The organism is Corticibacter populi (assembly GCF_004217315.1).
Classification (GTDB): Bacteria; Pseudomonadota; Gammaproteobacteria; order Burkholderiales; family Burkholderiaceae_C; genus Lampropedia; species Lampropedia populi.
This window is the reverse complement of the sequence record NZ_SGWR01000001.1, coordinates 234,091-259,673: the sequence shown is the minus strand read 5'-3', so window position 1 is coordinate 259,673 and position 25,583 is coordinate 234,091. Positions and strand designations below refer to the sequence as shown.

General features: G+C 64.9%; 21 protein-coding genes. 12 read left to right on the top strand and 9 right to left on the bottom strand.

Going from position 1 to position 25,583, the window contains the following annotated elements:
* Nucleotides 1–207: 207 nt before the first annotated feature.
* A complete protein-coding gene (locus EV687_RS01110) occupies nucleotides 208–1,131 on the bottom strand; it encodes a plasmid replication/partition related protein (protein ID WP_122226047.1) in 924 nt (307 codons plus the stop codon).
* 132 nt (nucleotides 1,132–1,263) lie between these two features.
* Between EV687_RS01110 and lexA the strand changes: the two genes are divergently transcribed.
* From lexA to EV687_RS01070, 8 genes are all read left to right on the top strand, one after another.
* The gene (gene lexA / locus EV687_RS01105; RefSeq protein WP_122226046.1) at nucleotides 1,264–1,884 is read left to right on the top strand and encodes a transcriptional repressor LexA; all 621 of its coding nucleotides are present in this window, start codon (nucleotides 1,264–1,266) and stop codon (nucleotides 1,882–1,884) included.
* 26 nt (nucleotides 1,885–1,910) lie between these two features.
* Nucleotides 1,911–2,615 carry a translesion DNA synthesis-associated protein ImuA gene (gene imuA / locus EV687_RS01100; protein ID WP_122226045.1) on the top strand — a complete coding sequence of 235 codons (705 nt, stop codon included), beginning with the start codon at nucleotides 1,911–1,913 and terminating at the stop codon, nucleotides 2,613–2,615.
* Nucleotides 2,597–4,027, top strand: coding sequence for a Y-family DNA polymerase (locus tag EV687_RS01095; RefSeq protein WP_122226044.1), 1,431 nt, complete (start codon nucleotides 2,597–2,599; stop codon nucleotides 4,025–4,027). Before imuA ends, EV687_RS01095 begins: the two co-directional genes overlap by 19 nt.
* Entirely contained in the window at nucleotides 4,024–7,173 is a 3,150-nt protein-coding gene (locus tag EV687_RS01090) for an error-prone DNA polymerase (RefSeq protein WP_122226043.1), read from the top strand. Before EV687_RS01095 ends, EV687_RS01090 begins: the two co-directional genes overlap by 4 nt.
* 275 nt (nucleotides 7,174–7,448) lie before the next feature.
* A complete protein-coding gene (locus EV687_RS01085) occupies nucleotides 7,449–8,426 on the top strand; it encodes a Bug family tripartite tricarboxylate transporter substrate binding protein (RefSeq protein ID WP_122226042.1) in 978 nt (325 codons plus the stop codon).
* Nucleotides 8,419–9,162 (top strand): GntR family transcriptional regulator, encoded by a 744-nt coding sequence (locus EV687_RS01080; protein ID WP_162846512.1) that lies wholly within the window; start codon nucleotides 8,419–8,421, stop codon nucleotides 9,160–9,162. The genes EV687_RS01085 and EV687_RS01080 overlap by 8 nt, the downstream gene beginning before the upstream one ends.
* A gap of 88 nt (nucleotides 9,163–9,250) precedes the next feature.
* Entirely contained in the window at nucleotides 9,251–10,486 is a 1,236-nt protein-coding gene (locus EV687_RS01075) for an aconitase X (protein WP_122226040.1), read from the top strand.
* Nucleotides 10,483–11,010, top strand: coding sequence for an aconitase X swivel domain-containing protein (locus EV687_RS01070; protein WP_122226039.1), 528 nt, complete (start codon nucleotides 10,483–10,485; stop codon nucleotides 11,008–11,010). The genes EV687_RS01075 and EV687_RS01070 overlap by 4 nt, the downstream gene beginning before the upstream one ends.
* A 69-nt stretch (nucleotides 11,011–11,079) precedes the next feature.
* Here the strand turns inward: EV687_RS01070 and EV687_RS01065 are convergent, their stop codons facing one another.
* From EV687_RS01065 to EV687_RS01055, 3 genes are all read right to left on the bottom strand, one after another.
* A complete protein-coding gene (locus EV687_RS01065) occupies nucleotides 11,080–12,597 on the bottom strand; it encodes a surface lipoprotein assembly modifier (RefSeq protein ID WP_122226038.1) in 1,518 nt (505 codons plus the stop codon).
* Nucleotides 12,598–12,670: 73 nt separating this feature from the next.
* Nucleotides 12,671–14,392, bottom strand: a complete 1,722-nt coding sequence (locus tag EV687_RS01060; RefSeq protein WP_122226037.1) for a hypothetical protein — start codon at nucleotides 14,390–14,392, stop codon at nucleotides 12,671–12,673.
* A 106-nt stretch (nucleotides 14,393–14,498) separates the two neighbouring features.
* The gene (locus EV687_RS01055) at nucleotides 14,499–15,437 is read right to left on the bottom strand and encodes a factor H binding protein domain-containing protein (RefSeq protein WP_130466402.1); all 939 of its coding nucleotides are present in this window, start codon (nucleotides 15,435–15,437) and stop codon (nucleotides 14,499–14,501) included.
* 287 nt (nucleotides 15,438–15,724) lie between these two features.
* Here EV687_RS01055 and EV687_RS01050 point away from each other — a divergent pair, with 287 nt between their 5' ends.
* Nucleotides 15,725–16,090, top strand: a complete 366-nt coding sequence (locus EV687_RS01050; protein ID WP_130466401.1) for a hypothetical protein — start codon at nucleotides 15,725–15,727, stop codon at nucleotides 16,088–16,090.
* Here EV687_RS01050 and EV687_RS01045 read toward each other — a convergent pair.
* The 3 genes from EV687_RS01045 to EV687_RS01035 form a co-directional block, all read right to left on the bottom strand.
* Nucleotides 16,042–18,669, bottom strand: coding sequence for a TonB-dependent siderophore receptor (locus EV687_RS01045; RefSeq protein ID WP_162846511.1), 2,628 nt, complete (start codon nucleotides 18,667–18,669; stop codon nucleotides 16,042–16,044). The two genes, EV687_RS01050 and EV687_RS01045, sit on opposite strands and share 49 nt — an antisense overlap.
* A gap of 328 nt (nucleotides 18,670–18,997) precedes the next feature.
* A complete protein-coding gene (locus tag EV687_RS01040) occupies nucleotides 18,998–20,167 on the bottom strand; it encodes a FecR family protein (RefSeq protein ID WP_122226034.1) in 1,170 nt (389 codons plus the stop codon).
* 103 nt (nucleotides 20,168–20,270) lie between these two features.
* Nucleotides 20,271–20,816: an RNA polymerase sigma factor gene (locus EV687_RS01035; protein ID WP_130466400.1), complete on the bottom strand. Its 546-nt coding sequence runs from the start codon at nucleotides 20,814–20,816 to the stop codon at nucleotides 20,271–20,273.
* Nucleotides 20,817–20,945: 129 nt separating this feature from the next.
* Between EV687_RS01035 and EV687_RS01030 the strand changes: the two genes are divergently transcribed.
* The 3 genes from EV687_RS01030 to EV687_RS01020 all read left to right on the top strand — a co-directional run bounded on the left by EV687_RS01030 (nucleotide 20,946) and on the right by EV687_RS01020 (nucleotide 23,424).
* Nucleotides 20,946–21,749 (top strand): SDR family oxidoreductase, encoded by an 804-nt coding sequence (locus EV687_RS01030; RefSeq protein ID WP_423201056.1) that lies wholly within the window; start codon nucleotides 20,946–20,948, stop codon nucleotides 21,747–21,749.
* 153 nt (nucleotides 21,750–21,902) lie between these two features.
* Entirely contained in the window at nucleotides 21,903–22,403 is a 501-nt protein-coding gene (gene tpx, locus EV687_RS01025; protein WP_122226031.1) for a thiol peroxidase, read from the top strand.
* Nucleotides 22,404–22,509: 106 nt separating this feature from the next.
* On the top strand, nucleotides 22,510–23,424 hold the full coding sequence (locus EV687_RS01020; protein ID WP_122226030.1) for a cation diffusion facilitator family transporter: 915 nt from the start codon (nucleotides 22,510–22,512) through the stop codon (nucleotides 23,422–23,424).
* On the opposite strand, the gene EV687_RS01015 is transcribed toward EV687_RS01020, so the two are convergent.
* Both EV687_RS01015 and EV687_RS01010 read right to left on the bottom strand, forming a co-directional pair.
* Nucleotides 23,391–23,966, bottom strand: a complete 576-nt coding sequence (locus tag EV687_RS01015; RefSeq protein WP_122226029.1) for a methylated-DNA--[protein]-cysteine S-methyltransferase — start codon at nucleotides 23,964–23,966, stop codon at nucleotides 23,391–23,393. The two genes, EV687_RS01020 and EV687_RS01015, sit on opposite strands and share 34 nt — an antisense overlap.
* Nucleotides 23,963–25,567, bottom strand: coding sequence for a DNA-3-methyladenine glycosylase 2 family protein (locus EV687_RS01010; RefSeq protein WP_122226028.1), 1,605 nt, complete (start codon nucleotides 25,565–25,567; stop codon nucleotides 23,963–23,965). Before EV687_RS01010 ends, EV687_RS01015 begins: the two co-directional genes overlap by 4 nt.
* Between the last annotated feature and the right edge of the window lie 16 nt (nucleotides 25,568–25,583).

The window sequence follows — 25,583 nt, the reverse complement described above, 5'->3', positions numbered from 1 at the left end:
GTTCAGGTACTTGCGGAAGCTCTTTTGTTCTTCCTCTTTCTCCACAATCTGCATGAAGCCCTCAAGGCTTGTCCTCCTTAAGAACCCGGGGCGATTCATGTGGGACTTGCCCAAGAGTGCCAAACTGACGCTCCAGGCGCTGAACGGCAGGGACGCGCGATGAGGACCGGTCCAACCACGGAACCGGCCCAAAGGCTGCCCGGTTGATCAGCCCTCGGCCAATGGCATCTGCCCGCGCAGCACAAGCAGCTGCCGTTTCAGATCTGCATTTTCCTCGCTCAACTCGGCCACCCGCTGGCGCAGCAGCTGCAGTTCGACATGCGCTGCATCAGTGGCACCCTCGGTGTCCGCGTGGCTCTCCACACGCGGCTTGCGTTTGGCCTCGCGCACCCGCTTGGCGGCCTGCTTGAGCTCTTCCCTGCCGGCGATGGCGGCGGCTTTCTGCTCTTCCTCGGGCAGCGTGGCCACGGTGGCGGCAGCGCTGAGAGATATCTCGCCGGCCTTGACGGCGGCCACCAGTTCGGGGGCGGCCTGCCGCTGGATTTTCTCGATCATCTGCACCTGGCTGCTGCTCAGGCGCGCGGCCCTGGCCAGCGCCTCGCGGCTGCCCAGGGTCTCGGCATCTTGCTGCTCGACCGCAAGCGCAACTGCAGTTGCGGGCACAGGGCCTGGCTGTGTCGGCGCACCATCGGATTCCCAGGGCGGCACGGCCGCATCCGCCTGCGGCGGTGTCCCGGCCGCATCGCTGGCATCCGGCGAATGTGCATCGGCGGGCTGGCCCTGCCCCCGCTGGTGGTATTGGTGGCGCCGCTCCTGCAGGATTTCGCGCTTGCGCAGGGCCAGTACACCGCGCTGGAAGTCGGACACGCTGCGACGTCCCAGGTGCTGGTCGATCATCCACAGGTAGACGTCCTCCATGGACTGGAAGCGGGTGTTCTGCACGGTCTGGAACGGCAGGCCGTGCTTCTCGCAGATGCTGTAGCGGTTGTGGCCATCGACCAGCACATTGCCCCATAGCACCAGCGCATCGCGGCAGCCCTCGGCCAGAATGCTGCGCTCGAGCGCAGCGTATTCATCCTCGCTCAAGGGGTCGATATAGGCCTTGAGCTCTTCCTTGACCACGATGTCCATCACGTGCCGATTCCCATGCAAAGGGCGGCATTGTAGGCACAAGTGCGGGTGCGCTGCTGCTCCGGCGCTCGCAAAGATCGCCGCCGCTGATGCCATTGCGGCCCACTCATGAATGGTGTAATAATTTACACCATGAACCTCACCCCACGCCAGCAGCAGGTGCTCGACTTCCTGCGTCAGCAGATCCAGACCACGGGCCTGCCCCCCAGCATGGCCGAGCTGATGGCAGCCTTCGGCTGGTCCAGCCCCAATGGCGCGGCCAAGCACCTGCAGGCGCTGGCCGCCAAGGGCGTCATCGCGCTGACACCGCACAAGGCACGTGGCATTCGCCTGCTGGAGCCGCTGGAAACGAGTCGTACCACCACGGCGGACACGCTGGCCTTGCCACTGGTTGGCCGTGTGGCAGCTGGCGAGCCGGTCCTCTCGATGCATGCCATCGAGCGCCGGCTGATCGTCGACCGCTGGCTGTTCCAGCCCCGGCCCGATTTCCTGCTGCGCGTCCAGGGCGATTCGATGATCGAGGACGGCATCCTCGATGGCGATCTGGTGGCCGGCAAAGCCACGCCCGACGCCCAACACGGACAGACCGTGATCGCACGGGTCGGCGAAGGCATCACCATCAAGCGGCTGCACCATCAGGACGGCCAGATCCGGCTGCTGCCGCGCAATGCCGCCTATGCCCCCATCGATCCCGCCGTGCATGAGGATTTCGCCATCGAGGGCATTTACTGCGGCCTGCTGCGGCGCGCCTGAAGAGGCACCACGCGCAGGAGAGGCAGATGGCACGGGGATTGGCGCTTCATGAACTGATGGCAACCCGGCAGGTCTGGCAGGGCCATGCCGCATCAACGCCGCAGCTGGGCATTCCCACGGGCTTTGCGGCACTCGATGCCGCCCTGCCGCTGGGCGGCTGGCCACGCGCAGCACTGAGCGAGCTGCTGCTGCCGGCCTGGGGCGTGGGCGAGCTCGGCCTGCTGATGCCCACCCTCGCCCGCCTCACTGCGGCACAGGCCCGCGTCGTACTGGTGGCACCGCCCTTCATCCCCTACGCCATCGCCTGGCACAGGGCCGGCATCGACCTGGCCCGCCTGGACATCATCGATACCGCTGCGCAGGATGCCCTCTGGGCCTTCGAGCAATGCCTGCGCTCGGGCAGTTGCGCCGCCGTGATCGGCTGGCCCGAACAGGCCGACCACCATGCCATGCGCCGCCTGCAGGTCGCCGCCGACCACGGCCAGGCGCTCGGCTTCGCACTGCGTCACCAGCGGCATGCCGGCCAGGCCTCGCCAGTGGCCCTGCGGCTGCGACTGCAGCCTGGTGGCCAACTTCAGGTGCTCAAGTGCCGTGGCGGCCCGCCGCCTGCGCAAATGCTGCGGCTTGCGACCATGCCGGCGGCCAATGCGGACCTGGCACGCCGGCCGGTGAACTCCAACCCCGTTCAGACAACCGCTCCCGAGGTGATGCCATGCTCTGGGCGTGCATAGCATTGCCGCAACTGGCACTCGATGGCGTGCTGCGGCGGCACGAGGCGCCCGAACAGCCGCTGGCACTCGTTGGCGGCCATCCGCAGCGCCGCGAACTGCTGGCCGTCAATGCGGCAGCCCAGCGGTTGGGCCTGCGGGCCGGCCAGCGACTGACCCTGGCCCAGGCCATCACGCCGGCCTTCGGCACAATCGCGCACGACCCCAGCGAGAGCCTGCGCTGGCAACAGCTGCTGGCCACCTGGGCCTGCCGCTACAGTGGCCAGGTGCATGCCGGCTGGGCCGATGCGCTGGTGCTCGAGGCCGGCAGCAGCCTCAAGCTGATGGGCGGCTGGGAGTCCTTCGAGCAGCGCCTGCGGCAAGACCTGCGCGCGCTGCAGTTCCAGCACCGCATCGCGCTCGCTCCCACCCCGCGCGCCGCCCATGTGTTGGCCCGGCTGCGCGATGGCATCCGCCTCTTCGACAGCCAGGCCATGCGGCAGGTGCTAGAGCAGGTGCCGGTGCGCCGCGCCGCACTCCCCGGCGATGCCGGCGAGCGCCTGCACCGGCTCGGTGTGCGCCACCTGCAGCAACTCTTCGCGATGCCGCGCGACGGCCTGCGCCGGCGCTTTGGCCTGGAACTGCTCGAACACCTGGACCGCCTGCTGGGCCTGGCGCCGGAACCACTGGAGCACTTCGAGCCGCCGGCCCGCTTCGACCTGCGCATCGAACTGGCCTTTCATGTGGAGAACCACATGCCGCTGCTGTTTCCGGTCCGCCGCCTGATAGCCGATCTGGCCACATTTGCCGCCAGCCGTGGCGCGGGCGTGCAGCGCTTTGCGCTGCTGCTCGAACATGACGACGAGCACCCGGCCACCCGCGTGGAGATCGGCATGCTCACGGCCGAGCGCGACGCCGCCCTGTTGTTCGAGCTGGCGCGCACCCGGCTCGAACAGGTGGAACTGCCGATGCCGGTGGTGGCGCTGCGGCTGCTGGCAACCCAGTTGCCGCCCTTCGTGCCAGCCGGGCGCGACCTCTTCGACGAACGCCCGGCCGGCACCATGCCCTGGGAGCAGTTGCGCGAGCGCCTGCGCGCACGCCTGGGCGAGGAGGCGCTCTACCAGATCGAACCCGTGGCCGACCCGCGCCCCGAGCATGCCTGGCACCGCTGCATGGCTGCCACGGGCGCGGGCTCAGGAGCAAGCGCCATCGACTGGCCTCTGCGCCCGAACTGGCTGCTGCCCGAACCCCAACCGCTGCACGACCCGGCGTTGCGCATCCTCGCAGGGCCGGAACGGCTGGAATCGGGCTGGTGGGATGGCGATGATGCCCGCCGCGACTACTACGTGCTGGAGACCTCGGGCGGCCAGCGTGCCTGGGCCTTCACTCCGGTGGGCCGGCGCGGGCCCTGGATGCTGCACGGGTGGTTTGCATGACGCCGGGCACCCTGCCGGACTATGCCGAACTGCATTGCGTCTCGGACTTCAGCTTTCTGCGCGGCGCCGCCAGCGCCGCACAATTGTTCCAGCGCGCCAAGGCCTGCGGCTACCAGGCGCTGGCCATCACCGACGAGTGCTCGCTGGCCGGCATCGTGCGGGCCTTCGAGGCATCGCGCGAGACTGGTGTTCCCTTGATCGTCGGCAGCGAGTTCAGGCTCGAGGACGGCTCCCGCTTCGTGCTGCTGGTGGAGAACCAGGCAGGCTATGAAATGCTGTGCAGCCTGATCACCACCGGCCGCCGCTCCGCCGACAAGGGCGACTACCTGCTCACGCGCGCCGATGTCGAAGCGCTCTCTGGCCCGACTGCAGATCAGCCGGATCGGCCCAAGCCATCGGATCAGCCAGATCCGCCGGGCCTGGCCGGGCTGCTGGCCCTCTGGCTGCCGGGCCCCCGGCCCGATGCCGCGCAGGGCCAATGGCTGGCCCGGACCTTCGCGCAGGCCTGGCTGGCCGTGGAACTGCACCGTGACCGCGACGACGCCCAAGCGCTGCGCGAACTGCTGGCGCTGGCCGGGGCCACCGGCCTGCGCCCGGTGGCCACCGGCGACGTGCACATGGACATCAAACGCCGCCGCGCCCTGCAGGACACGCTCACGGCCCTGCGCCACTACGTGCCGGTGGCCGGGGCCGGGGCCTGGCTGTTCCGCAATGGCGAGCGGCATCTGCGCCGGCGCGAGGCCCTGGCCGATATCTATCCTCCACCGTTGCTGGCCGAGACCCTGGCGATCGCCGGGCGCTGCCGCTTCCGGCTCGACCAGCTGCAGTACCGCTATCCGCGCGAGCTGGTACCCGATGGCGAAACACCCGGCTCCTGGCTGCGCTGCCTCACCGAGCAAGGCATGCGCTGGCGCTGGCCGCAGGGCGCCCCGCCCAAGGTCCGCCAGCAGATCGACGACGAACTGGCGCTGATTGCCGAGCTGCAGTACGAGGCCTACTTTCTCACCGTGCACGACATCGTGCGCTTTGCGCGTAGCCAGGGCATTCTCTGCCAGGGACGCGGCTCGGCGGCCAACTCCTCCGTGTGCTATGCGCTGGGCGTGACCGAGGTCGACCCCGCCCACACGCAATTGGTGATGGAGCGCTTCATCAGCCGCGAGCGCAACGAACCGCCGGACATCGACATCGATTTCGAACACCAGCGGCGCGAGGAAGTCATCCAGTACCTCTATGCCAAGTACGGCCGTGCCCGTGCCGCCCTCACCGCCAACGTGATCTGCTGGCGCGATCGCAGTGCCGCACGCGACGTGGCGCGGGCACTGGGCTTCGCGATGGACCAGGTCAATGCCATCAGCGCCTGCTTCGACCGCTGGAGCATCGAGGCGCCGGTCGAGCAGCGCCTGCGCGAAGCCGGCTTCGACCCCGAGACGCCGCTGATGCGCCGGTTGCTCTACCTGGCCGCCGAACTGCAGGACCACCCACGCCACCTCTCGCAGCATGTGGGCGGCTTCGTGATCTCGGACGGACCGCTCTCGCAGCTGGTGCCGATCGAGAACACCGCCATGCCCGCGCGCACCATCATCCAGTGGAACAAGGACGACCTCGATGCGCTGGGTCTTCTGAAGGTGGACTGCCTGGCGCTGGGCATGCTCAGCTGCGTGCGCCGGGCACTGGACCTGCTGCGCCGCCACCGCGGCCGCGACCTGACGCCAGCCACCATCCCTCCCGATGATGCGCCGACCTACGCGATGATCCAGCGGGCCGACACCATCGGCACCTTTCAGATCGAATCGCGCGCGCAGATGTCGATGCTGCCACGCATGAAGCCCAACTGCTTCTACGACCTGGTGATCCAGGTCGCCATCGTGCGGCCCGGGCCGATCCAGGGCAAGATGGTGCACCCCTACCTGCGCCGCCGCCAGCGCAAGGAGCCCGTGAGCTACCCGTCCGACGACCTGCGCGAGGTGTTCGAGCGCACGCTGGGCGTGCCGCTGTTCCAGGAACAGGTGATGCGCCTGGCCGTCGTGGCCGCCGGCTACACGCCGGGCGAGGCCGACCAGCTGCGCCGCTCCATGGCCGCCTGGCGCCGCCACGGCGACATGGAAATGCACCGCCAGCGCCTCATCGGCGGCATGCAGCAAAGGGGCTACAGCGCCGAATTCGCCGCGCAGATCTTCGAGCAGCTCAAGGGCTTTGCCAGCTATGGCTTCCCGGAAAGCCATGCCTGCTCCTTCGCCCTCATCACCTATGTGAGCTGCTGGCTCAAGTGCCACGAGCCGGCTGCCTTCACCTGCGCCCTGCTCAACGCCCAGCCGATGGGCTTCTACTCGGCCAGCACGCTGCTGCAGGATGCGCAGCGCCATGGCGTGCAGGTGCAGCCGGTGGATGTGCGTTGCAGCGATTGGGACAACACGCTCGAGGGCGGCACCATCGGCGGCGCGCAGCCGGCCATCCGGCTGGGCCTGCGGCAGATTCGCGGCCTGAGCCAAGACGCAGCCGCACGCATCTGCGCCGCACGCACGCAACGCGCCTTTGCCGATGCGGGCGATCTCGGCGCCCGCGCCGCACTCGATGCGCGCGATGCCGCCCTGCTGGCCGAGGCCGGCGCGCTGCAAGGCCTGTGCGGCCACCGGCACGCGGCACGCTGGGCGGTGGCCGGCATCGAACCGCAGCGCCCGCTGCTCGATGGCAGCCCCCCGGAATCGGCCGTGCAACTGCCGGTGCCGGATGTCGGCGAGGAGGCCATCACCGACTACCGTACCCTGGGCCTGACGCTGGGAGCACACCCGGTGGCGCTGCTGCGCAAGCTGCTGCGCAAGGAGCGCTGCGCATCCTCGACCGAATTGACGCACCACCCCCACGGCAGCCGGGTGCGCGCGGCCGGGCTGGTCATCATGCGCCAGCGTCCGGGCACCGCCAAGGGCACGGTGTTCGTCACGCTCGAGGATGAGGACGGCATCACCAATGCCGTGGTCTGGCCGGACCTGGCGATCGCCCAGCGCCGCGTGCTGGTCAGCGCCCGGCTGCTGCTCATCGACGGGCGCTGGGAATGCGTCGATGGCGTCCAGCACCTGATCGCCAGCCGGCTGCACGACAGAACCGCGCTGCTGGGGGCACTGAGCACCCGGTCGCGGGATTTCAGGTAGTCCGCAGCTGGCGCTCGGACGGAGGCCTTGCACGCGAATGGTTTCAGGTAGACCCACACGACAGGCTCCAGACCGCGCCATCATGGGCAAGGCCCAGCAATCCGGACAGTGTCATCGGCTGCATCAACAATCCTCAACAGCACCGATCGAATTAGCTAATTATTTCTTCGTATTTTGTCAATTTGATCCAATACGTCTTAATACAAGCATGTGCATCGCAATCTCGCCAGCGATGCAAGTCGAACCCTTTCATTCTTGAGTTGAGGAATCGAACCATGCGTTCCAGAACACTGTCAGCAGTAATGCTGACGCTGCTGCCTTTCTTTTTCCATCAGGGAGCTCACGCATCCACCCCCTACCCTTCACAGCCCATCCGGTTGGTCGTGCCATTTCCTGCCGGAGGACCGACCGACATCGTCGCACGCCCCCTCGCGAAGGCTTTGTCCGACGTCCTGAATCAACAGGTGGTGGTTGACAACAGAGGAGGAGCTGGCGGCAACATCGGTGCGGCCATCGTCGCCAAGGCCCCATCCGATGGGTACACACTGCTGATTGGCACAGTCGGAACACATGCCATCAACCAAAGCCTCTACAGCAAACTGCCATTCGATCCTGTTGACGACTTCACGTCCATCTCGTTGCTGGCCGCCGCGCCGGTGGCTCTTTTCGTCAATCCTGCGGTGCCAGCCACCACGGTGGAGGAATTCATCGCGCTGGCACGCAAGGAGCCCGGTCGTCTCACGTATGGTTCGGCGGGGCCAGGCTCTCCCGGCCATTTGTCAGGAGCGATCTTCGCGGACATGGCCGGCATTCAGTTAATGCACGTGCCTTACAAAGGCAGCGCACCCGCCATCGTCGATCTGCAGGGAGGGCAGATTGCCGCCATGTTCGATCCGGTCCAATCACCACTGCCGCACCTGCGCGCGGGCACCTTGCGTCCCCTTGGCATTTCGGGCTCCCAGCGCAGTCCGGTACTGCCCGACGTGCCCACGATCGCCGAAGCGGGCGTTCCAGGCTATCAGACCAGCGCCTGGTGGGCTTTGTTCGCTCCTGCCGGACTGCCAGACGAGATTCAGCAGAAACTCGAAGCGGCCACCGCCAGCGTCATGCAGACAACCGATATGCGCGCGCATCTGAGCGTGCTGGGACTGGAAGCCATCGGCAGCGATGGACCAGCGCTCAAGCGCTTCATCGACAGTGAGGTGCCGAAGTGGCAGCGTGCAGTCCAGACATCCGGAGCATCGGTTGACTGAAGCGCTGGATCGCGATCAGGCCACGCCCCTCTATGTACAGGTGGCAGCATTGCTGCGCCGGGAAATCCTCGCCCACCACTACGGCGACGGCGGCGCCCTTCCCTCGGAAGCACATTTGCAGCGGCGCTTCGGCATCAGCCGGGTCACGACCCGCCAGGCCCTCCAGCTCCTGGCGGATGACGGCCTAGTCCAGAAGCGGCAAGGAAAGGGAACCTATGTCTCGAGTGACCACGTCCGCCACGCCCTGGGAAAAGCCCGCGGCTTCTATGACGAGTTGGTATGCCAGGGTGTGACGCCACAGACAGAACTGCTTTTTTGGGGGCCATCTTCCGAGGCTCACGAGGAAGGCCTTGGCACGCGGCTCGAACGGCTGTACCGGCTGGACGGCGCCCCCATCGCACTGGTGCAGGCCTGGCTGCCAGACGAAGCCCTTCTGCTCGGGCGTGAATCAGCGGAGCAAATGACGATCTACGGCCTTGTCGAGGAGGGACTGAAGCGGCGCATCGTCAGCGCCGAGAGCAGCATTGGTGCCAAGGTTCCCGACCTCACTTCCGCAGGCCACCTCGGCCTGGAGGGCAACGGCGGATTCGTGCTGACGCTTTCCCGAAGATCGCATGATGCCCTTGGTGCGCTGTGTGAGCGCGCACTGTTTCTGGTGCGGCCTGAGCGCTATGAATTTGTGCTGCGAAGCGAGGGCCGGGCTCCGGGTACCAACATGCGCATACGGCACGCCTGAGTTTTGCCTGACGAGGTGATGTGACTGGCGACACCAGCCACTCTTGACGTGAACAGCCCCACTGACGAAAAACAATTGGAGATGGCGAATGTTGCTCAACGATGAAGAAACCGCAATGCTCAATGGCGAGTGCGGAAGAGTGCTGCAGCAGGCAATGCAGCACCAGGCGGCAGTTGGTGATTTTTTCGGTGCACGCGACTTTGTTCCTGTCACGCAAGCGCACGTGATGGCCGACACCGAAAGCCTTGGTCAAGCCGGCGTGCTCTGGCTCGAGAGCCTGTCCGAGGCCTGCGACGGTCGCCACACCGTCTGCATCCCCACCATCACCGACCCACGCGGCACGGATTTCAGCAAGGCCAACGACCTGGGCCAACGCGATTGGATGCTGGAACTGGAACGCCGCGCAATCAATGCCTTCGTACGCCTGGGCGTCAGCATGACGGACACCTGCATCAACTATCAGACGGTGCTTGCGGCAACGCGCGGGGAACATGTTGCTTTCGGCGATACCGGAGTGGTCATCTATTCGAATTCGGTGAACGGCGCACGTTCGAACTTCGAAGGGGGGCCTTCGGCGCTCTCGGCAGGCCTGACGGGACGAACGCCACGCTATGGCTATCACCTCGATGAGAACCGACAGGCAACCATGCGATTCCGTGTCGACGACACGCCCCAGACACTCAATGAGTGGGGAGCGCTCGGTGGCGTCATCGGCCGCCTGGCTGGCAACTACTGGCAGGTGCCCGTCATCGAAGGCATCGAAGCTGCACCAACATCCGACCAGCTCAAGCACTTCGGCGCAGCAATGGCCAGCTTTGGATCGATCGCCCTTTTCCACATGATTGGCATCACCCCAGAGGCGCCGCGCCTGGCAGATGTCGGAGGCGATGCACTGCCAGTGCACCACCGCATCGGCCGCAGCCACATCGAGGCGCTCGCGGCAAGCTACGCGGTAACCAGGAAAGTGGATGTCGTCGTTTTCTCTGCACCACAGCTGAGCCTGTTCGAACTGCGCGCGCTCGCGGAGATTTGCGATGGCCGCCGCTTCAAGGTGCCCTTGCTGGCCGTCACCAGTCCACAGGTCGCGCCCGACTCGGAGCGGTTTGGCTATACGCGGCGCATTGAGCAAGCAGGAGGAAGCGTACTCGCCGGCATGTGCTTTTATCAGTCATACGCCCGTGAAATGGCCGAAGCCAAGGGATGGAAGACCCTGGCGACCAACAGCGCAAAATTGGTGAATATTCTGGGTGGCTATGGCTACACGCCAATGCTTGCCTCGATGGAAGAATGTGTCAACGCCGCCACCACAGGAGAACTGGCATGAGCGACGAATATGTTTGGACGGCACGCCATGGCCTTGGCACCAAAGTATCTGCGCAAGCCCTGGTCGCCAAGGATGGGCTGTCCGCCCGCTATGATCTGAATCGGCTGGAAGGCGTGTTCTCACGCCCCACCCACAAACTGGTCGGCCAATCCTACGTGGGACGGATTCTGGTACTCGATACTGCCAAGGGCGGCGTCGCCAGTGCTTGGATGCTTCATGAAATGCAATCACGCAACATGGCTCCTGCCGCGATTGTGTTCAATACGGTCAACCCTATTCTGGTTCAGGGCGCAGCACTGGCCGGCATCGCCATGCTGGCAGGCTTCGATTGCGACATCACCGAGGCCGTGCCACATGGGTCCATCGTCGAACTCGATCCACAGGCCCGCACGCTGCGACTCCTGCAGCGCACAAGCACTGCGCCAGAGGTGGCGCAATTCGCCCATGGGCAGTCGGAGACAGCGCCTATCCATATCGCGCGGAAAAATGACGGGGCCAGTCTCGTGCCAGTGCGCGGCGCATGATCCGCGCTCAGCATCAGGGGCCACGATTTCTCATTGCATGGACAGAGGCGTACCGCCAAGCCATACAGCTCAAAACGTTTTCTCCAGCATCAGCGAAACTTCTCTCTCGGTGCGTGGATAGGCATAAAGCGTGCTTTTGACACGCAGATAGTTCAGCGTGATCTTGGGGGTGAAGCCGGCGATTTGCCAATGATCGTTCCAGAAGCTGGCATCGAACGCGTATTCGCGGTCACGGCGCTCCTGCCAAAGGAACAGCGAATACGGCGCGTCGAACCGGCGGCGGGTGTAGCGGGCCGAGGCACGGGCGGTGAGGCCGCTGTCGAATGCATACAGGCCACCGAGCTGGATGGTGCGCCGCAATGACGATTCCTCGCCGCCGCGCGCGTCTTCATCCTGCAGCGCCACGCCGGCAAAGGCGATCAGGCTGCGCGAGAACACCTTGGTCAGGTTGGCCGACACTGCGCGCAAATGGCCCTCGTAGCTGGCATAGCGCTCGCTGTCGTAGCGGCGGCTCAGCCAGGTCAGGCTGCCGCTGGCCTGCGCCGTGCCCGTCAGCCAGCGGCCCGCGTCCAGGCTCAGGCCCGCACCGCTGCTGTAGGGCCTGCCGCCGAGCCACATGCGGCTGCCGATCAGCGACGCACCCAGCCACGAATCCACGTTCTGCCACTTGTAGCCGGCGCGCAGGTTCGTGTTCACGCGGTCGAAGTCCGAATCGCGCAGCCAGGCCACGCCATCCAGGCTCGCGCCCAGCGTCAGGTAGTGGTGGCCCGCAATGTTGAAATCGCGCCCCGCGCCCGCCTCCAGGCGCGGGCCGCCGGAGCCGTGCGGCATGTCCCTGGCATCCTTGAGCAGTTCCCAGAGCAGCGGCGTGCCGTCCGTCAGCGTGCCCACCGGCAGGTACAACGCATCATTGTCCGTGCCCTGGTTCTGGTTGCTGCTGATGCCCCAGCCCAGCGCCACGCGGCCGGACCAGCCCTGCTGGCCGGCGAGCGCCTGTTGCTCCTGGAGCGCCCTGGCGCGGGCCGCGGGCGCCAGACGCATGTCGCTCAGCACCGCGCTCAGCTCGCGGGCCGATTCCTGGTAGCGCTTGTCCTCCATCAGCATGCCCGCCAGGTCAAGCCGCACATAGCTCAGCGTGGCATCGCGCGCGAGCATGCGCCGGTAGCGCATGATCGCCTCCGCATGGCGGCCATCGCGCCGGGCCAGCGCCCCCAGCACGAAATCCACCAGCAACGGGTCGGCCCCGGGCATGCCGGGGTAGAAACCCATCACATGCTCCAGCGTGGCCCAGTCACCGCTCAGCATGGCCTGTTCGATGACGCGCTCGGTCAGGGACCGGTCGCGTCGCAGGTCATCATCCGTGGCCTGGGGCAGGCTTGGCGCACCGCCATCCCGATTGCCCATGCTCGGCCTGCCCGGCTGCGGCCTGCGCTGCAGCTGCGGCTGCTGTTGCAGCAGGCGTGTGTCGTCCTGCGGCAGCGCCAGCGGCGCGGCAGGGGCCACTGGCGCTGCAGGCTGCGCCTGTGCCACGGCGACCAGCAGCACACATGACGCGGGAAAGGCCAGCGGCCAGGTCTTTAAGCACATGAAGGGCAATCCATCGAGTGGAAGATGGGGATGCAGTTCGGCGCGTCAGGGTACGGACGCTCAGACTGCTGCATCAAATGGCATTGGTGCCTGCCTCATAGACCTCGATCTGCGCATCATCCTCGTCTTGCAGCTGTTTGGTGCCGATGACGGTGCCGTCGGTGATCCAAACATTGCCGGACAGGCTGGTCGAGTCGCCTTTGTGAATGGTGAACACCAGCCGGTCCGGGCCCACTTGCTGCAATCCGGTTTTCGTGATGAAGGATGCAACGCCTTCAGCCGACAGCCGTTGCGTACCCGCAGCAGTGCCATCGGTTGTCCAGAGGGTGGAGGCAGAAATGTCACTTTCGTTTTCCTGGTCGCGAAAGACCAGACGAATGCCAAGATTGAAAACGTTTGTGTTGAGACCGGTGGGCGCGTGGATGGCTTGCGTGCCCGCTGGCGTGCCATCACTGGCATAGAGATGCGAGCCTGTGCCGTCGTAGGCCGAGAAGATCAGCTTGCCGTTCACGGTCTGGAGAAAGCCCATTTCAGTGCGACCACGCGAAGGTTCGATGGACGTGCCGTCCACGACAACCTGCGTGCCAGCAGCCGTTCCGTCGGTCTTGTAGATCGAGTTGGCCCACCATCTGGCGCCGATTGCGGTGCCCGCAAAGTAGATCGAACCATCAAGTTCGGTGATGTAGTTGATCGTTGCAGCAGTGAATTCCTCAGTGCCTGCCACCGTGCCATCGCTGAACCACTGCGAGCCATTGTCATCCGTCAGGAAAACCCGGTCGCCCACGACACTGAAGCTGCCGGTGGTCTGGGTCAGGCCCAGATCCGTCACCGCACCACTGTCGTCGATAGCGTACACCTTGGCCTGCGAGCGAAAGAACAGCTTGCCGCCCGCAACGGTCAGGTTTCCAGGGGTGTCGAATGCACTCCCCTGCAACAGCACTTGTTGCGTGCCGGCCTCGGTGCCGTCGCTGACCCAGAGTGAACTGCTTGATGCCGATGCATCGTTTGCCGAGAAATAAAGCCTGCTGCCCAACGCCACCAGATTCGCTGGCAAGGAGCCTGCGCCAACGCCGGCCGTCACAGTCGTATTGATGTCCTTGACAAGGCGGGCTGTTGCACCATCGGTGGCGCGCAGTTCCCAGCCGGTGGCGCTGTTGACGTCATCGTCCTTGGCCGACACATACAACTCGTTGCTTACCAGCGCGGATACGCTGTTGGCAGTGCTGTTGTAAACCATCAGCGGAGGAGAGAGCCACTGGGCCTGCGAGCCATCAAGGTTGGCGGTGAGCACGTTCAGGCCGCTGCCTTTGGTGGCTGGCAGCACCGAGACTTTTCTTTGCTCCAGCACCACGGCAATCTTCTGGCCGCACTGCACCGCCTGAGTGGCATCCGCGCTGAAGCTGGCCTGCAGGCTGCCATCGGATTGCAGCGCGCCTGCCAGGGGCTCGGCAAATGCGCATTGCACCAGGTAGGGCTGCTCGGTGGCCAACACCAGCTTGCCCAGCGCGATGCTGGTGGAGCCGCTGCCTTTGATGGCGAGGCTGTCGCTAGCGGCAGAGAGGCTGTCGCTGCTGCTGCCGTAGGTGACGGGCAGGGTCGCGCCTTCGGGCAGGCCATCGACCCGCACGGTCAGGGTATGGGTGGTGTCGGTGGGGGAAGTGGGGTCGGTGCCGCCATCGGCAACATCATCGCTGCCACCTCCGCCACCGCAGGCTGCAAGCATCAGCGCAATGGCAAGGGAAGTGAGCGTCTTTGCGCCAGGGCGGGAAGTCGGATGGTTCATGAAACGGTTCATGGTTTTGATGGATGAAGATGAATGCGGTTTGTGGGGTTGTGTGCCGGAATGCCGGAAACGGCCCCGCACCTGGACGGGCAGCGGGACCGTGGGGTTCATGCGCCGATCAACGGGTACCGATGATGGCTACGCCGCCGATGCGCTCGGGCAGACCGATGATGGTGCCCGCGACTTCCCTGGCCACGTCAGTACCACTGCTGGTGCCGAAGAGATTGAGGTAGTACTTGGGATCAACCGTGGTGGTGCTGTTGCTGACAATGGCGTTCCACAGGGCGACCTGGGAGGCATCGCCGGGATTCTGCGCGCCGGCCGTTACGCTACCGCCTTCAACACCGGCCGAGCCGACGATGCCGTTGGCATCGGCCACCAGGCTGGCCGTGTTCAGCGTGCCGCCGACATCCAGGCGCTTGGCCGCGCCGGATTCACCAACCCAAGCGGCAGGCACCAGGATGTTGTCCAGCGTGAACGAGCCCGAGCCGGTCTTGCTGGCCAGGTTGACCGTGTAGGTGAAATCACCTGTCGGGAAGTTGCTGAATGCAATGCCCTCGTAGATGTAGTTGCCGCTGGAGGGCAGGTCATCGTAGTCAGTGCCCTGGCCGACGATGGCCTTGACGAAGTGCTTGCGCTCTTCCTGCTCGTTGTTCGCCCCTTTGGTCAGGTTTCCGGCGATACCGGAATATTGCTGGCGGTAGAAGCGGTACACCACGGCGTTGCCGCGGGTGCCATCGCTGTACTTGTAGGTGCCGGTGTTGCCGAGCTTGACGCCGTTTTCATCGGTCGAAACCAACGTGTCCTCGTCGAAGGTTGCCAGATTCAGGCTGTTGACCGTGGGCGCAGTCACAGAGCCATCGGCGCTGGCGACCGCAGAGCTGGGGCCATAGACCACGCCGTTATAGGTGAACGAGCCGCGGAACGCCGGGGTGTCGCCCGCGATGTTCTGCGTGCCGTTGAAGTTGACGTTGAGGTAGGACTGGGCCTGCGCCGAACCGATGGCGGCAAAGGCGGCCATGGCGACCAGAGACAGGCGAACTGATTTCCGTTGCATACGATTTCTCCTTGAAAGAGAGATACCAACAAAATGCCCGGCGGTTTGCAAGCATTCCACGGGCGACTGATTGACGCCTTTTCAGGCATCAAACTCCGGGGCAGCCTGGCATGCGGCAAATGCCGCCATGCCGGGTTGCTTCAATTCTTTACGCGTGGGGGTATGTGCGGACTGGCTGGGTGCGTGGCTGCCGCTGTTTGCGTTGGTATTTTCGGCATTTTCCGTTGACTGCGGTTCATATACTTTAAATCAATCAGCAGAATTTTCAGATATTCCATGAAAATAATGTGGATATTGATATTTTCAAAACATCAACAAATATCCGCGAGGCTGGCTGGACAGCTTCGTATTTTGCAGTGCGAGATATTCAACGGTTTTCAGACCGCTTCATGAACGCTTTATGTACGCATGATGATGTGAATACTCTAAATATATCTTTGGACCTCAGGCCGGGTGTGCCTTTATCGAGAGTGGGTGCCAGCGTGACTGCTGGCGCGCACAGCTCAGGAAGAAAGCCTATACGACCATTCAGGCATGTGCTGTTCCTCTGTGCCACGATTTTTCAGGCACAACGGCAAGCGTGCCAAAACTTTGCAAGCATTCATCAGAATTTCATGTTCAGGCTGGCGGTAATGCTGCGCGGCGCACCGTAATTGCCTGCGCTGGAATTGGTGAAGTAGGTTTTATCAAACAGGTTGCGCACATTGACGCCGATGGTGGTGTTTTTATCGATTCGCCAGCGGGCCATCAGGTTGTAGAGGGCGTAGCTGCCTTGCCACCAGTAATAATTGCTGCCATCGTCCCGGACGTATTGCACATTGTTGCGCCCGGCGGATTGCCAGTAAGTGCCACCGCCGATGGTGAATTGGCGGCGGCTGCCAAAATCGTAGCTGGTGAAAATCTTGAACGAGTTTTTCGGAAAGAAGAACTGCGCCTCGAAATCCTCGCCGGTTTCGATGCCCCAGAAATCCGTGGGTATTTCCTGGCGCTGGTGCACGTAGCCACCCATGATTTGCCAGTGCGGGGTGATCTGGCCTGCCGCATTCAGCTCGACACCGTAGACCTTGTAGCCGTCGAGGCCGACATACGCCGGACTGTAGGTGCCGGGATAAAGGGGGTTCGCAACGTAGCGGTTGGTCTCGATGGGATAGTTGTCCTGCGTCATCGTGAAGTACGTTGCCGCGAGATTGAGGCGATTGTCGAAGAAGCCGCCCTTGAGGCCGGCCTCGATGGTGTTGGCCTTGAGCGGGTCGAGCCAGTTGCCGTTGACGTCAAGGGGAAAGGCCAATTCAAGCGTGTTGGGCTTTTCGACACGGGCGTATCCAACATAGGCGTTGATGCTGGGCGTCAGCTCGTAGATCAGGCCGCCGTAGGGCTGAAAGGTGCTGGGCTGGCTCTCGAACTTTTCGCCTTTGCCGTAGCGGGCACCGAGGATGACCTGCAGGTGTTCGAGCGGGCGCAGACGCACGGAGCCATAAATGCCCTTCTGCTCGCGCTTGAAGTTGTAGATGCTGTAGGGCGTGTCCCAGGATGCGTTCAGCCCGATCAGCTGCCAGTTGGGGAGGTCGAGCGCGGGCAAGCCGATGTCGCCATCGTTCCACTGGCTGGGACGCATCCAGCGTTCGGAACGCCACATGCTGTTACTGGGATCATCCACCTGCGATTGCGAATTGGGCCGGATGACGTCGCTCAGCTCGGGCAGGTAGTTGTAGTTGGTACGGTCCGATTTGGTCTGGTTCACGCCGATGACGAAGTCATGCTGGCGGCCGAGCAGTTCGAAGTCGCCCTTGAGGTACACGTCGAAGGCGTTGGTGGCGTTGTCGTAGCGCTCGCGGCCCCAGACGTAACTGGCAACGTCCCATTGGGGCATGTAAAAGGTGGTGCCCATCACGCCGTAAAGGCGGTCGCTTTTGGTGCTGAAGTGGTTGTAGGCGCCAACGATCTGCCAGCCGTTGGCGAAAGCATGGTCGATGCTGGCGAAGACGTTGTTGTAGTCAAAGTCGCGGTAGCTCCAGCGGGTGGCGTTGTTGTAGCTGCGGTCCAGCTCGGTGTTGGGGCTGTGGATGTTGGTGGTGCGCCGGATGCCGTGCGGGCCGGTGCCATCGAGGCGCCGCTTGGCCTGGGTGCCGCCCAGGGTGAGGCGGGTGCTGGGGGTGGCATCCAGTTCGGTGATGGCATACAGGGCCGTGCCCTTCTGCTTGACGCGGTCGACGTAGGCCTTGCCATGGTCCCCGGTGGCGACAACGCGGCCGCGCCAGGTGCCGCTTTCGTTGAGCGGGGTGGAAAAATCCAGTTCGGCGCGCTTGGTGGACCAGCTGCCGTATTGCAGATTGGCCAGGATCTGGCGCTCCCGCAGGGGCTTCTTGCGCACGAAGCTGAGGCTGGCCGAGGGATCGCCCTGGCCGGTGGTCAGGCCGGTGGAGCCGCGGATGATGTCGATGCGCTCGTACAGGAATGGGTCCTGCATACCGACGGCAGTGCGGTTGGATGCGTTGTTCTGCGCGCCGAAGGCAGCGCCATCGGTCATCAGGCCGTCGATCTGGAAACTGTTGATGGCAAAGCCGCGCGAGTAGTATTCGACCCGCCCCGCCCCGGGGATGCCGTTTTCGACTGTGGTCACGCCGGGGGTGGCGGCGAGCACGTCGCTGATGCTGGTGAGGTTCATGTCCTGGATCAGCTTTTCGGTGAAGACGCTGATGGACTGCGGCGTTTCCTTGAGGGCGAGGTCAAGCTTGGCGGCGGAACTGCTCTGGCTGACGGTGTAATTGGTGGATGACTGGACCTGCGGCGACGCGTAGCTGACAACGACTTCGGGGAGGATGTTGCCACCGGTGCCGGCATCCGCCGCACGCGTGATGGAGACCGAGCCATCAGGCGCACTACCTTGCCGTTGCGGATCGAGTTCAACCAGGCGTGCGCGATTGGCACCGCTGAGCTCCACGGTGTAGGGGCTGCCCTGCAGCAGCAATTGCAAGGCCTGCTGCACGGTGTAGCCGCCCTGCAGACCAGGACTGCGAAGGCCTTGCAGCCGTTGCGGATCGAAACCGATCTCCAGGCCGGTGGTGTTGCCCACGCTGATGAGCGCGCTGTCGAGATGGCCCGCGGGGATGTTGAACTGCCAGACCTGCGAGGCCGAACCGGCGTCAGCAGCAGGCAGACGCTCCTGGCCCCTGGCGGCGGACCCATGCAGGCCAAGGCCGGCCGTCAGGCCTGCAGTCACAAGCAGTGCCATAAGGGACGCAGGGCTCGCGGGCCTTGGCGAATACTTTTGGGCTGTGGCTGTGGCTGTCTCGTCTCGGTCTTGATGAGGGTGCGTCGGCTTGTCGATCTTGCGCGGCATTGATTCTCCTTCCAGTCCTGCCGGAATCGGCCCTGCCTGCTTTGGCGGACCGCTCCCCATGTAGTCGGATCTGGAAGAAAAATTCAGTAACGGGAATGATATTAATTTTTCATACCGGATGGATTGCCGTCATTGGCATGCGCGTTCTCGTCTCGCCACGGTATCCGGAGTCCTCTGGCCCTGCTCCGCCGATGCCTGCCCCGCACACCGCGTCCATCAATCAGGAATAGATGAAAATGGCCAGCGGCGTCCGGAGGCTCTTGAGGCCCAGCTCCCTCTCCATGACCTGGATGATCCTCTCGGGATCTGCGCTGGGAAACACGCCGCTGAAGCTGCGCCGTGCCACGGCCTCACCACCGCGCAACACGATGGGCCGCTTGCTGTAGCGGTTGAGGGTTGCAACCACATCCCGCAACTCCTCGTGTTCAAAAACCAGCCGCCCCTTGCGCCAAGCCTGCGCCAAGTCAACATCCGCGGCGACGACCGGCCCGAACCCGTCCGCGCCATACTGAACGGCCTGACCCGGCAGGAGGGTGACCGGACCCGCCGCCTGGTCGAGACTGACCCGGACCTGATGCTCTATGCCGGCGACCAGGACAGCATTGCGCTTCTTCTGCACGATGAATTGCGTGCCGAGTGCACGGGTATGGCCGTTATCCGCGGCAACCACGAATGGCCGCTCTTCCGCCCCTGCCGCGCCACCAGCCGGCACGACCGGCCTGGGGTGGAACCACGCCTGTCCATGCAGCAACCTGACCTGGCGCTGCCGGCCGTCGTAGCCAATCGCAATGGCGCTGTTGCCATCGAGCTCCATCAGGCTGCCGTCGGGCAGCGCGATGGCCTTCAACTCGCCCGGCTTGGTCAGGTAATCCGCGCGCAGCGCGATCAGGGGATTTTGCGCTCCCTGCGGCAAGACCAGAAAAACGACCGCAAGCAGCATGAGCATGCCGAAGCTGGCAAACCAGGTGATGGTGCTGCGAGAGCCCTGCCGGAAAAAACGGATGCTCCCCGGTCCCGCCCGTCCGCCACCCGGTACGTGCGCACCCTCTCCAGCCTGCATGGGCCGGGCGGGAGCGGGATAGGGATATGGCGGCACCTCCTGCCTTGGAGGCGTATGCCTCTGGCCGAGGCCGGAATCATAAAGCTCCGGTGCGTCGATGAGCTGCCCGAGAGCCTGCCAGGTTTTTCGCACATGCCGGTATGCGCTGGCATGTCCGGGGGCGCTGCCAAGCCAGCGCTCGAATTCGCGTTGTTTTTCTTCGCTCCAGTCGGCGGCATCCTGCTGCACCAGCCACTCGGCGGCCTGCTGTTCAACGGCATCCGGACGATGGACACTGCGCACGGACGCGGCCGTGTTCTGTTTGTGGCGTTCTGGCTGGTTCTCGATCATGGCAGGGCTTCGAAGGGGCGACGGTCAGGGCTGATATTCTGGATGTCTGTTTTGCGCGCAAATTCCGGTAATTCAGGAGGCGGGCACAGGCAGTGCTCACCAATCAATGCTCGCGCATCTGGGCCGCCACATGGGCGAGCGCCCTTGCCAGATGCTTTTGCACGGTACTGGACGAGACGCCCAGCCTGTCGCCCACCTCCTGGTGACTGTATTGGTAGAGGCGGTTCAATGTGAAAATCTGGCGGGTCAGCTCCGGCAAATCATCCAGCGCCGCCGCCAGATGTTCGAGCATTTGCCTCGCTGCCGCGTTGGCATCAGGGCCGGGGTATGGGCTGGCATACTCGTCAAGCTCCATGTCGCTGATGCTTTCCGTGCGCGAGCGGCTCCTGGCCGAGATGGTATCGGCAATGATGTGGCGGGCCATCCCGAAAAGATAAGCCCTGACATTCTCGATGCCTCCCAGTGATGGCGACTGGCAGAAGCGGATGTACATCTCCTGAACAAGCTCCTCGGCCTGCTCCGCATCGCCCAGCCTGTGGGAGAGGTAAATCAGCAGCTCAGCGCGATACTCCAGAAAAAGGTATCGTGGATCAGTGGAAGTCATGGGAAGGAAATGCGTCGCTGGCTGAGAAATGCTCAAAACCTGCACGCGCTCTTTTCATGGGCCATCAAAAGAGCGCATGCAAACGGGGTTCTCAGACGCTGCGTCACACGACGGTGACGGGATGAAACCGATTGCGCAAAACTTATGAATGATAATCGTTTTATGGAGAACGCCATGAATCATCGAAAAGTCGCCGTCATCACGGGAGCGGGCTCGGGCATCGGCAAGGCCGTTGCGCTGGCGCTGGCTGCCGACGGCTATCGCATCGTGCTGGCCGGCCGCCGCGCCGAATTGCTGGACGAGGTCGCCGCCCTGGCGCGCGCCGCCCATGCCCGAAGCCAAAGTGGCAAGAGCAGTGACAGCACCGGCAGCGACGAGGAGAGCGCACTGGCCGTCCCCACCGATGTGACCGATCCGGCCCAGGTCGAGCGCCTGTTCGCCCGCGCCGTCGAAGCCCATGGCCGGGTCGACCTGCTGTTCAACAACGCCGGGCGCAGCAACCCGCCCGGCGACTTCCTGGACTGGACGGCTGCACAGTGGAAGGACGTCGTGGACGTCAACCTCAACGGCATGTTCTACTGCCTGCAGCAGGCCTTTCGCGTGATGCGCCAGCAGACCCCCAGGGGCGGACGCATCATCAACAACGGCTCGATCTCCGCGCACGCGCCGCGTCCCAACTCCATGGCCTACACGGCCACCAAGCACGCGGTGATGGGCCTGACCAAGACGGCTTCGCTCGATGGCCGCCAGTACGACATCGCGGTCGGCCAGATCGACGTCGGCAACGCCATGACGGAGCTGGCCTCGCGCATGGCCAGCGGGGTGCCGCAGGCCAATGGCGAGATCGCCGTCGAGCCGATGATGGATGTGGACATCGTCGGCCAGTCCGTGCTGTACATGGCCAATCTGCCGCTGCAGGCCAATGTGCTTTTCCACACCGTGATGGCGACCAAGATGCCATTCGTCGGACGTGGCTGAAAAGCCGGCCTGGGAGCCTGTTCGTGATCTTCCGGTCAGCAGGCGATGCATGGCCCCACGGCACCTGGGGCAACGCGCGGGCGTCGCGGCACGGGCCGGGGCTTGTACATATACTGGCCGCTGAGTTTTCATCATCACGCAGGAGCAGAACCCATGTCCCAAGTCACCCTCAAGGGCAATCCCATCGACATCGCCGGCACCTTCCCGCAAGCGGGCCAGCAGGCGCCGGCCTTCACGCTGGCAGGCAAGGACCTGGCCGAACTCACACTGGCCAGCCTGGCCGGCAAGCGCAAGGTGCTCAACATCTTCCCCAGCATCGACACCCCCACCTGTGCCACCTCCGTGCGCACCTTCAATGCCGATGCCGCCAAACTGCCCAACACCGTGGTGCTGTGCATCTCGGCCGACCTGCCGTTTGCCCAGGCCCGTTTCTGTGGCGCCGAGGGCCTGGAGAACGTCAAGACGCTCTCGACCTTTCGCTCCCCGGCCTTTCTGAAGGACTATGGTGTGGCCATCGCCTCCGGGCCACTCACTGGCCTTGCCGCGCGCGCCGTGGTGGTGCTCGATGAGAACGACAAGGTGCTGTACAGCCAGCTGGTGCCCGAGATCGCGCAGGAGCCCGACTACGCGTCGGCCGAAGCCGTGCTCAAATAATCCGGCCTGAATGAACATGGCCTGGGTGCCAGGGGGTCTTCGGGCCCCTTTCTTTTGCCAGGCTTCACCAAGAACCTGTTCAAGACAGCGCAAGCGCTGAAACCCCATGCATGCTCCCGCCCTCACCCGCTACGCCTGGCTGTCGGTGGCCGCAGCGCTGCTGACGATTGGCCTCAAGACCTGGGCCTGGTGGCTGACCGGCTCGGTCGGCCTGCTCTCCGATGCCATGGAATCGGGGGTCAACCTGGCGGGCGCACTGATGGCGCTGTGGATGCTCTCGATCGCAGCGCGTCCGGCCGATGAGGACCATGCCTTCGGCCACGGCAAGGCCGAATACTTCTCCAGTGGCTTCGAAGGTTTCCTGATCATGGCCGCCGCCGGCGGCATCGTCTATGCCGCGGCGCAGCGGCTGCTGGCGCCGCAAGCTTTGCAGGCGCTGGGGCCCGGCCTGCTGGTCTCGGTGCTGGCGTCGCTGGTCAACCTGGCCGTCGGGCTGGTCTTGCTGCGTGCGGCGCGCAAACACCACTCGATCACGCTGGAGGCCGATGGCCGCCATCTGCTCACCGATGTCTGGACATCGGCCGGCGTGGCGCTCGGCCTGCTCGCCGCCTGGGCAACGGGCTGGTGGTGGCTTGATCCGCTGCTGGCACTCGGAGTCGCGCTCAACATCGTCTGGACCGGCTTTCAACTGGTGCGACGCTCGGCTGGCGGCCTGATGGACGAGACCTTGCCGGATGAGGACCTGCAGGCCATCGAGGCCGTTTTGAGCCGCTACCGCGCGCAAGGCATCGATTTTCATGCCCTGCGCACACGCCAGGCCGGCATGCGTGCCTTTGCCTCGGTGCATGTGCTGGTGCCGGGTGACTGGACGGTACAGCACGGGCATGACCTCGTCGAGCGCGTCGAAGCCGAATTGCAGCAGGCCCTGCCGCGACTGCACATCACCACCCACCTCGAACCGGCCGAAGACCCGCGCTCACATGCCGATCAGGGTCTGGACCGGCCCGGCGACAGACACTGATCGGGCCGGCCCGCACCCAAAGCCGGAGCCGTGCCCAATGGCAATGCCAGGTTGCTGCCAGTGGGCAGCGCATCTTCCAGCGCCAGCAGCCAGCGCTTGGTCTCCAGGCCACCGGCAAAGCCCGTCAGACTGCCGTCGCTGCCGATCACCCGGTGGCATGGCAGCACGATCGGCAGGGGATTGCGGCCATTGGCCGCGCCGACGGCACGCACGGCACGCGGCCGGCCCAGTTGCGCGGCCAGTTCGGCGTAGCTGACGGTACGGCCATAGGGGATGGTGGCCAGTTGCCGCCAGACCTGCCGCTGGAATTCCGTGCCCCGGGGCGCCAGCGGCAGGTCAAAACGCTGGCGGCGCCCTTCGAAATACGCGCGCAACTGCGCGGCGGCGGCATCGAGCACGGCATGACTGCCCGGCTGCCAGTCGGCTGGCAGTGACCGGGGCTGCCGCGTGCCGGCAAACTGGATCAGGCACAGGCCTGCATCGCCTGCGGCCAGCAGCAATGGACCGACCGGGCTGTCGATCGCGGTGTGGAAGATGGTCATGGAGTCTCCGGATTCGGGAAGGATGGGATGGGCTGGCGCGGCAAACCCGCCCTGGCGCTGGCTGTCGCATTGGCTCTGGTTGCCGCCAACCGCCACAAATGAAAGACCGCATAGGCGCGCCAGGGCCGCCACGCCTGTGCGCGCGCTTCCAGCGCGGCTGCGGTCAACCGTGCGCCGGCAGCGGCCAACGTTTTCTGCAGCACCAGATCACCCGCCGGAAAGGCATCCGGATGCCCGAGCGCGCGCATGGCGATGTAATGGGCCGTCCAGGGACCAATGCCCGGCAATGCACACCAGCGCTCCACAAAGGCTTCCAATGTCTGATCGGGCCGGAAGTCCAGCTGCCCATCCAGCAGTGCCCCTGCCACGGCACGAATGGTGCGGGCGCGGGCGGCTGGCAGGCCAATGGCCGTCAAATCCGCATCGCGCAGCACCTCGGGCCTGGGGAAACGATGCGTGAGACCTTCCCCTGGCACACCGCTGCGCGCTGCGGAACTCGCCTGCAGCGGCGCGCCCCAGCGCTGCACCAGCCGCACGGCCAGCGTGCGTGCCGCAGCCACGCTCACCTGCTGGCCGAGGACGGCACGCACCGCCATCTCGAAACCGTCCCAGCCACCGGGAATGCGCTGGCCAGGGTGCGCCGCCACTTGCGGCTGCAGCTCCGCATCCTGCGCCAGCACCGCGTGGATGCTGCGCGGGTCGGCATCCAGGTCGAACATGCGGCGAATGCGCCGCACCACCTCGGGTAATTGTTCGGCGGCCAGGCCGTGCAACTGGAGCTGGAGGGCCTGTTGCCCGCCCGGCCAGGGGCGCAGCGCAAACCAGACGGGTTCGGCATCCGCAGCCACGCCCGTATCGATTGTGCGGCAGTAACTGTCCGGCCCGACCCGCTCGACGCCGGTCACCGCCCGCGCCCGCAGAAAATCCAGCACGCCGGCAAAATCGTAAGGGGGCCGGTAGGCCATGCGCAGCACCAGCGCACTCCCCTGCGCGCCGGCGGCCTCGATTCCCTGCGTCCCGCCGCGCCGGCGCATGCGCCCTGGCGGCATCCGCCAACTGCCCTGCACCGCGGCATTGAAGCGCCGCAGGCTGCCAAAGCCGCTGGCCAGCGCCACCTCGGTGATGGGCAGCCGCGTCTCGGTCAGCAACTGCTTGGCAAACAGCAGGCGCCGGGTACTGGCCACGCGCAACGGCGGCGCTCCCAGCCGCTCGACGAACAGCCGGCGCAATTGCCGCTCGCCCAGGTGGACACGTCCAGCCAGTTCGGTCACGGAATGCGCATCCAGAAAACCGCCGTCCAGCAACTTGAGCGCGCGCGCCAGCGCCGAATCGCCCCGATGCCAATGGCCGTCCTGGGGCGAGAGTTCGGGCCGGCAGCGCAGGCAGGGCCGAAAGCCTGCCTCCTCGGCGGCGGCAGCCGTGGGGTAGTAGCGCACATTGGCGCGCCTGGGTACCGGCGCCGGGCACACCGGGCGGCAGTAAATGCCGGTGCTGGTCACCGCCGTGAAGAAGACGCCATCGAAACGCGCATCACGGCTCAGGCGGGCTTGTTCGCAAAGCTGCGGGTCAAGCGGCTGGTGTCGGGGTTCGGTGGCGTGCATGACGGCAGATTACCAC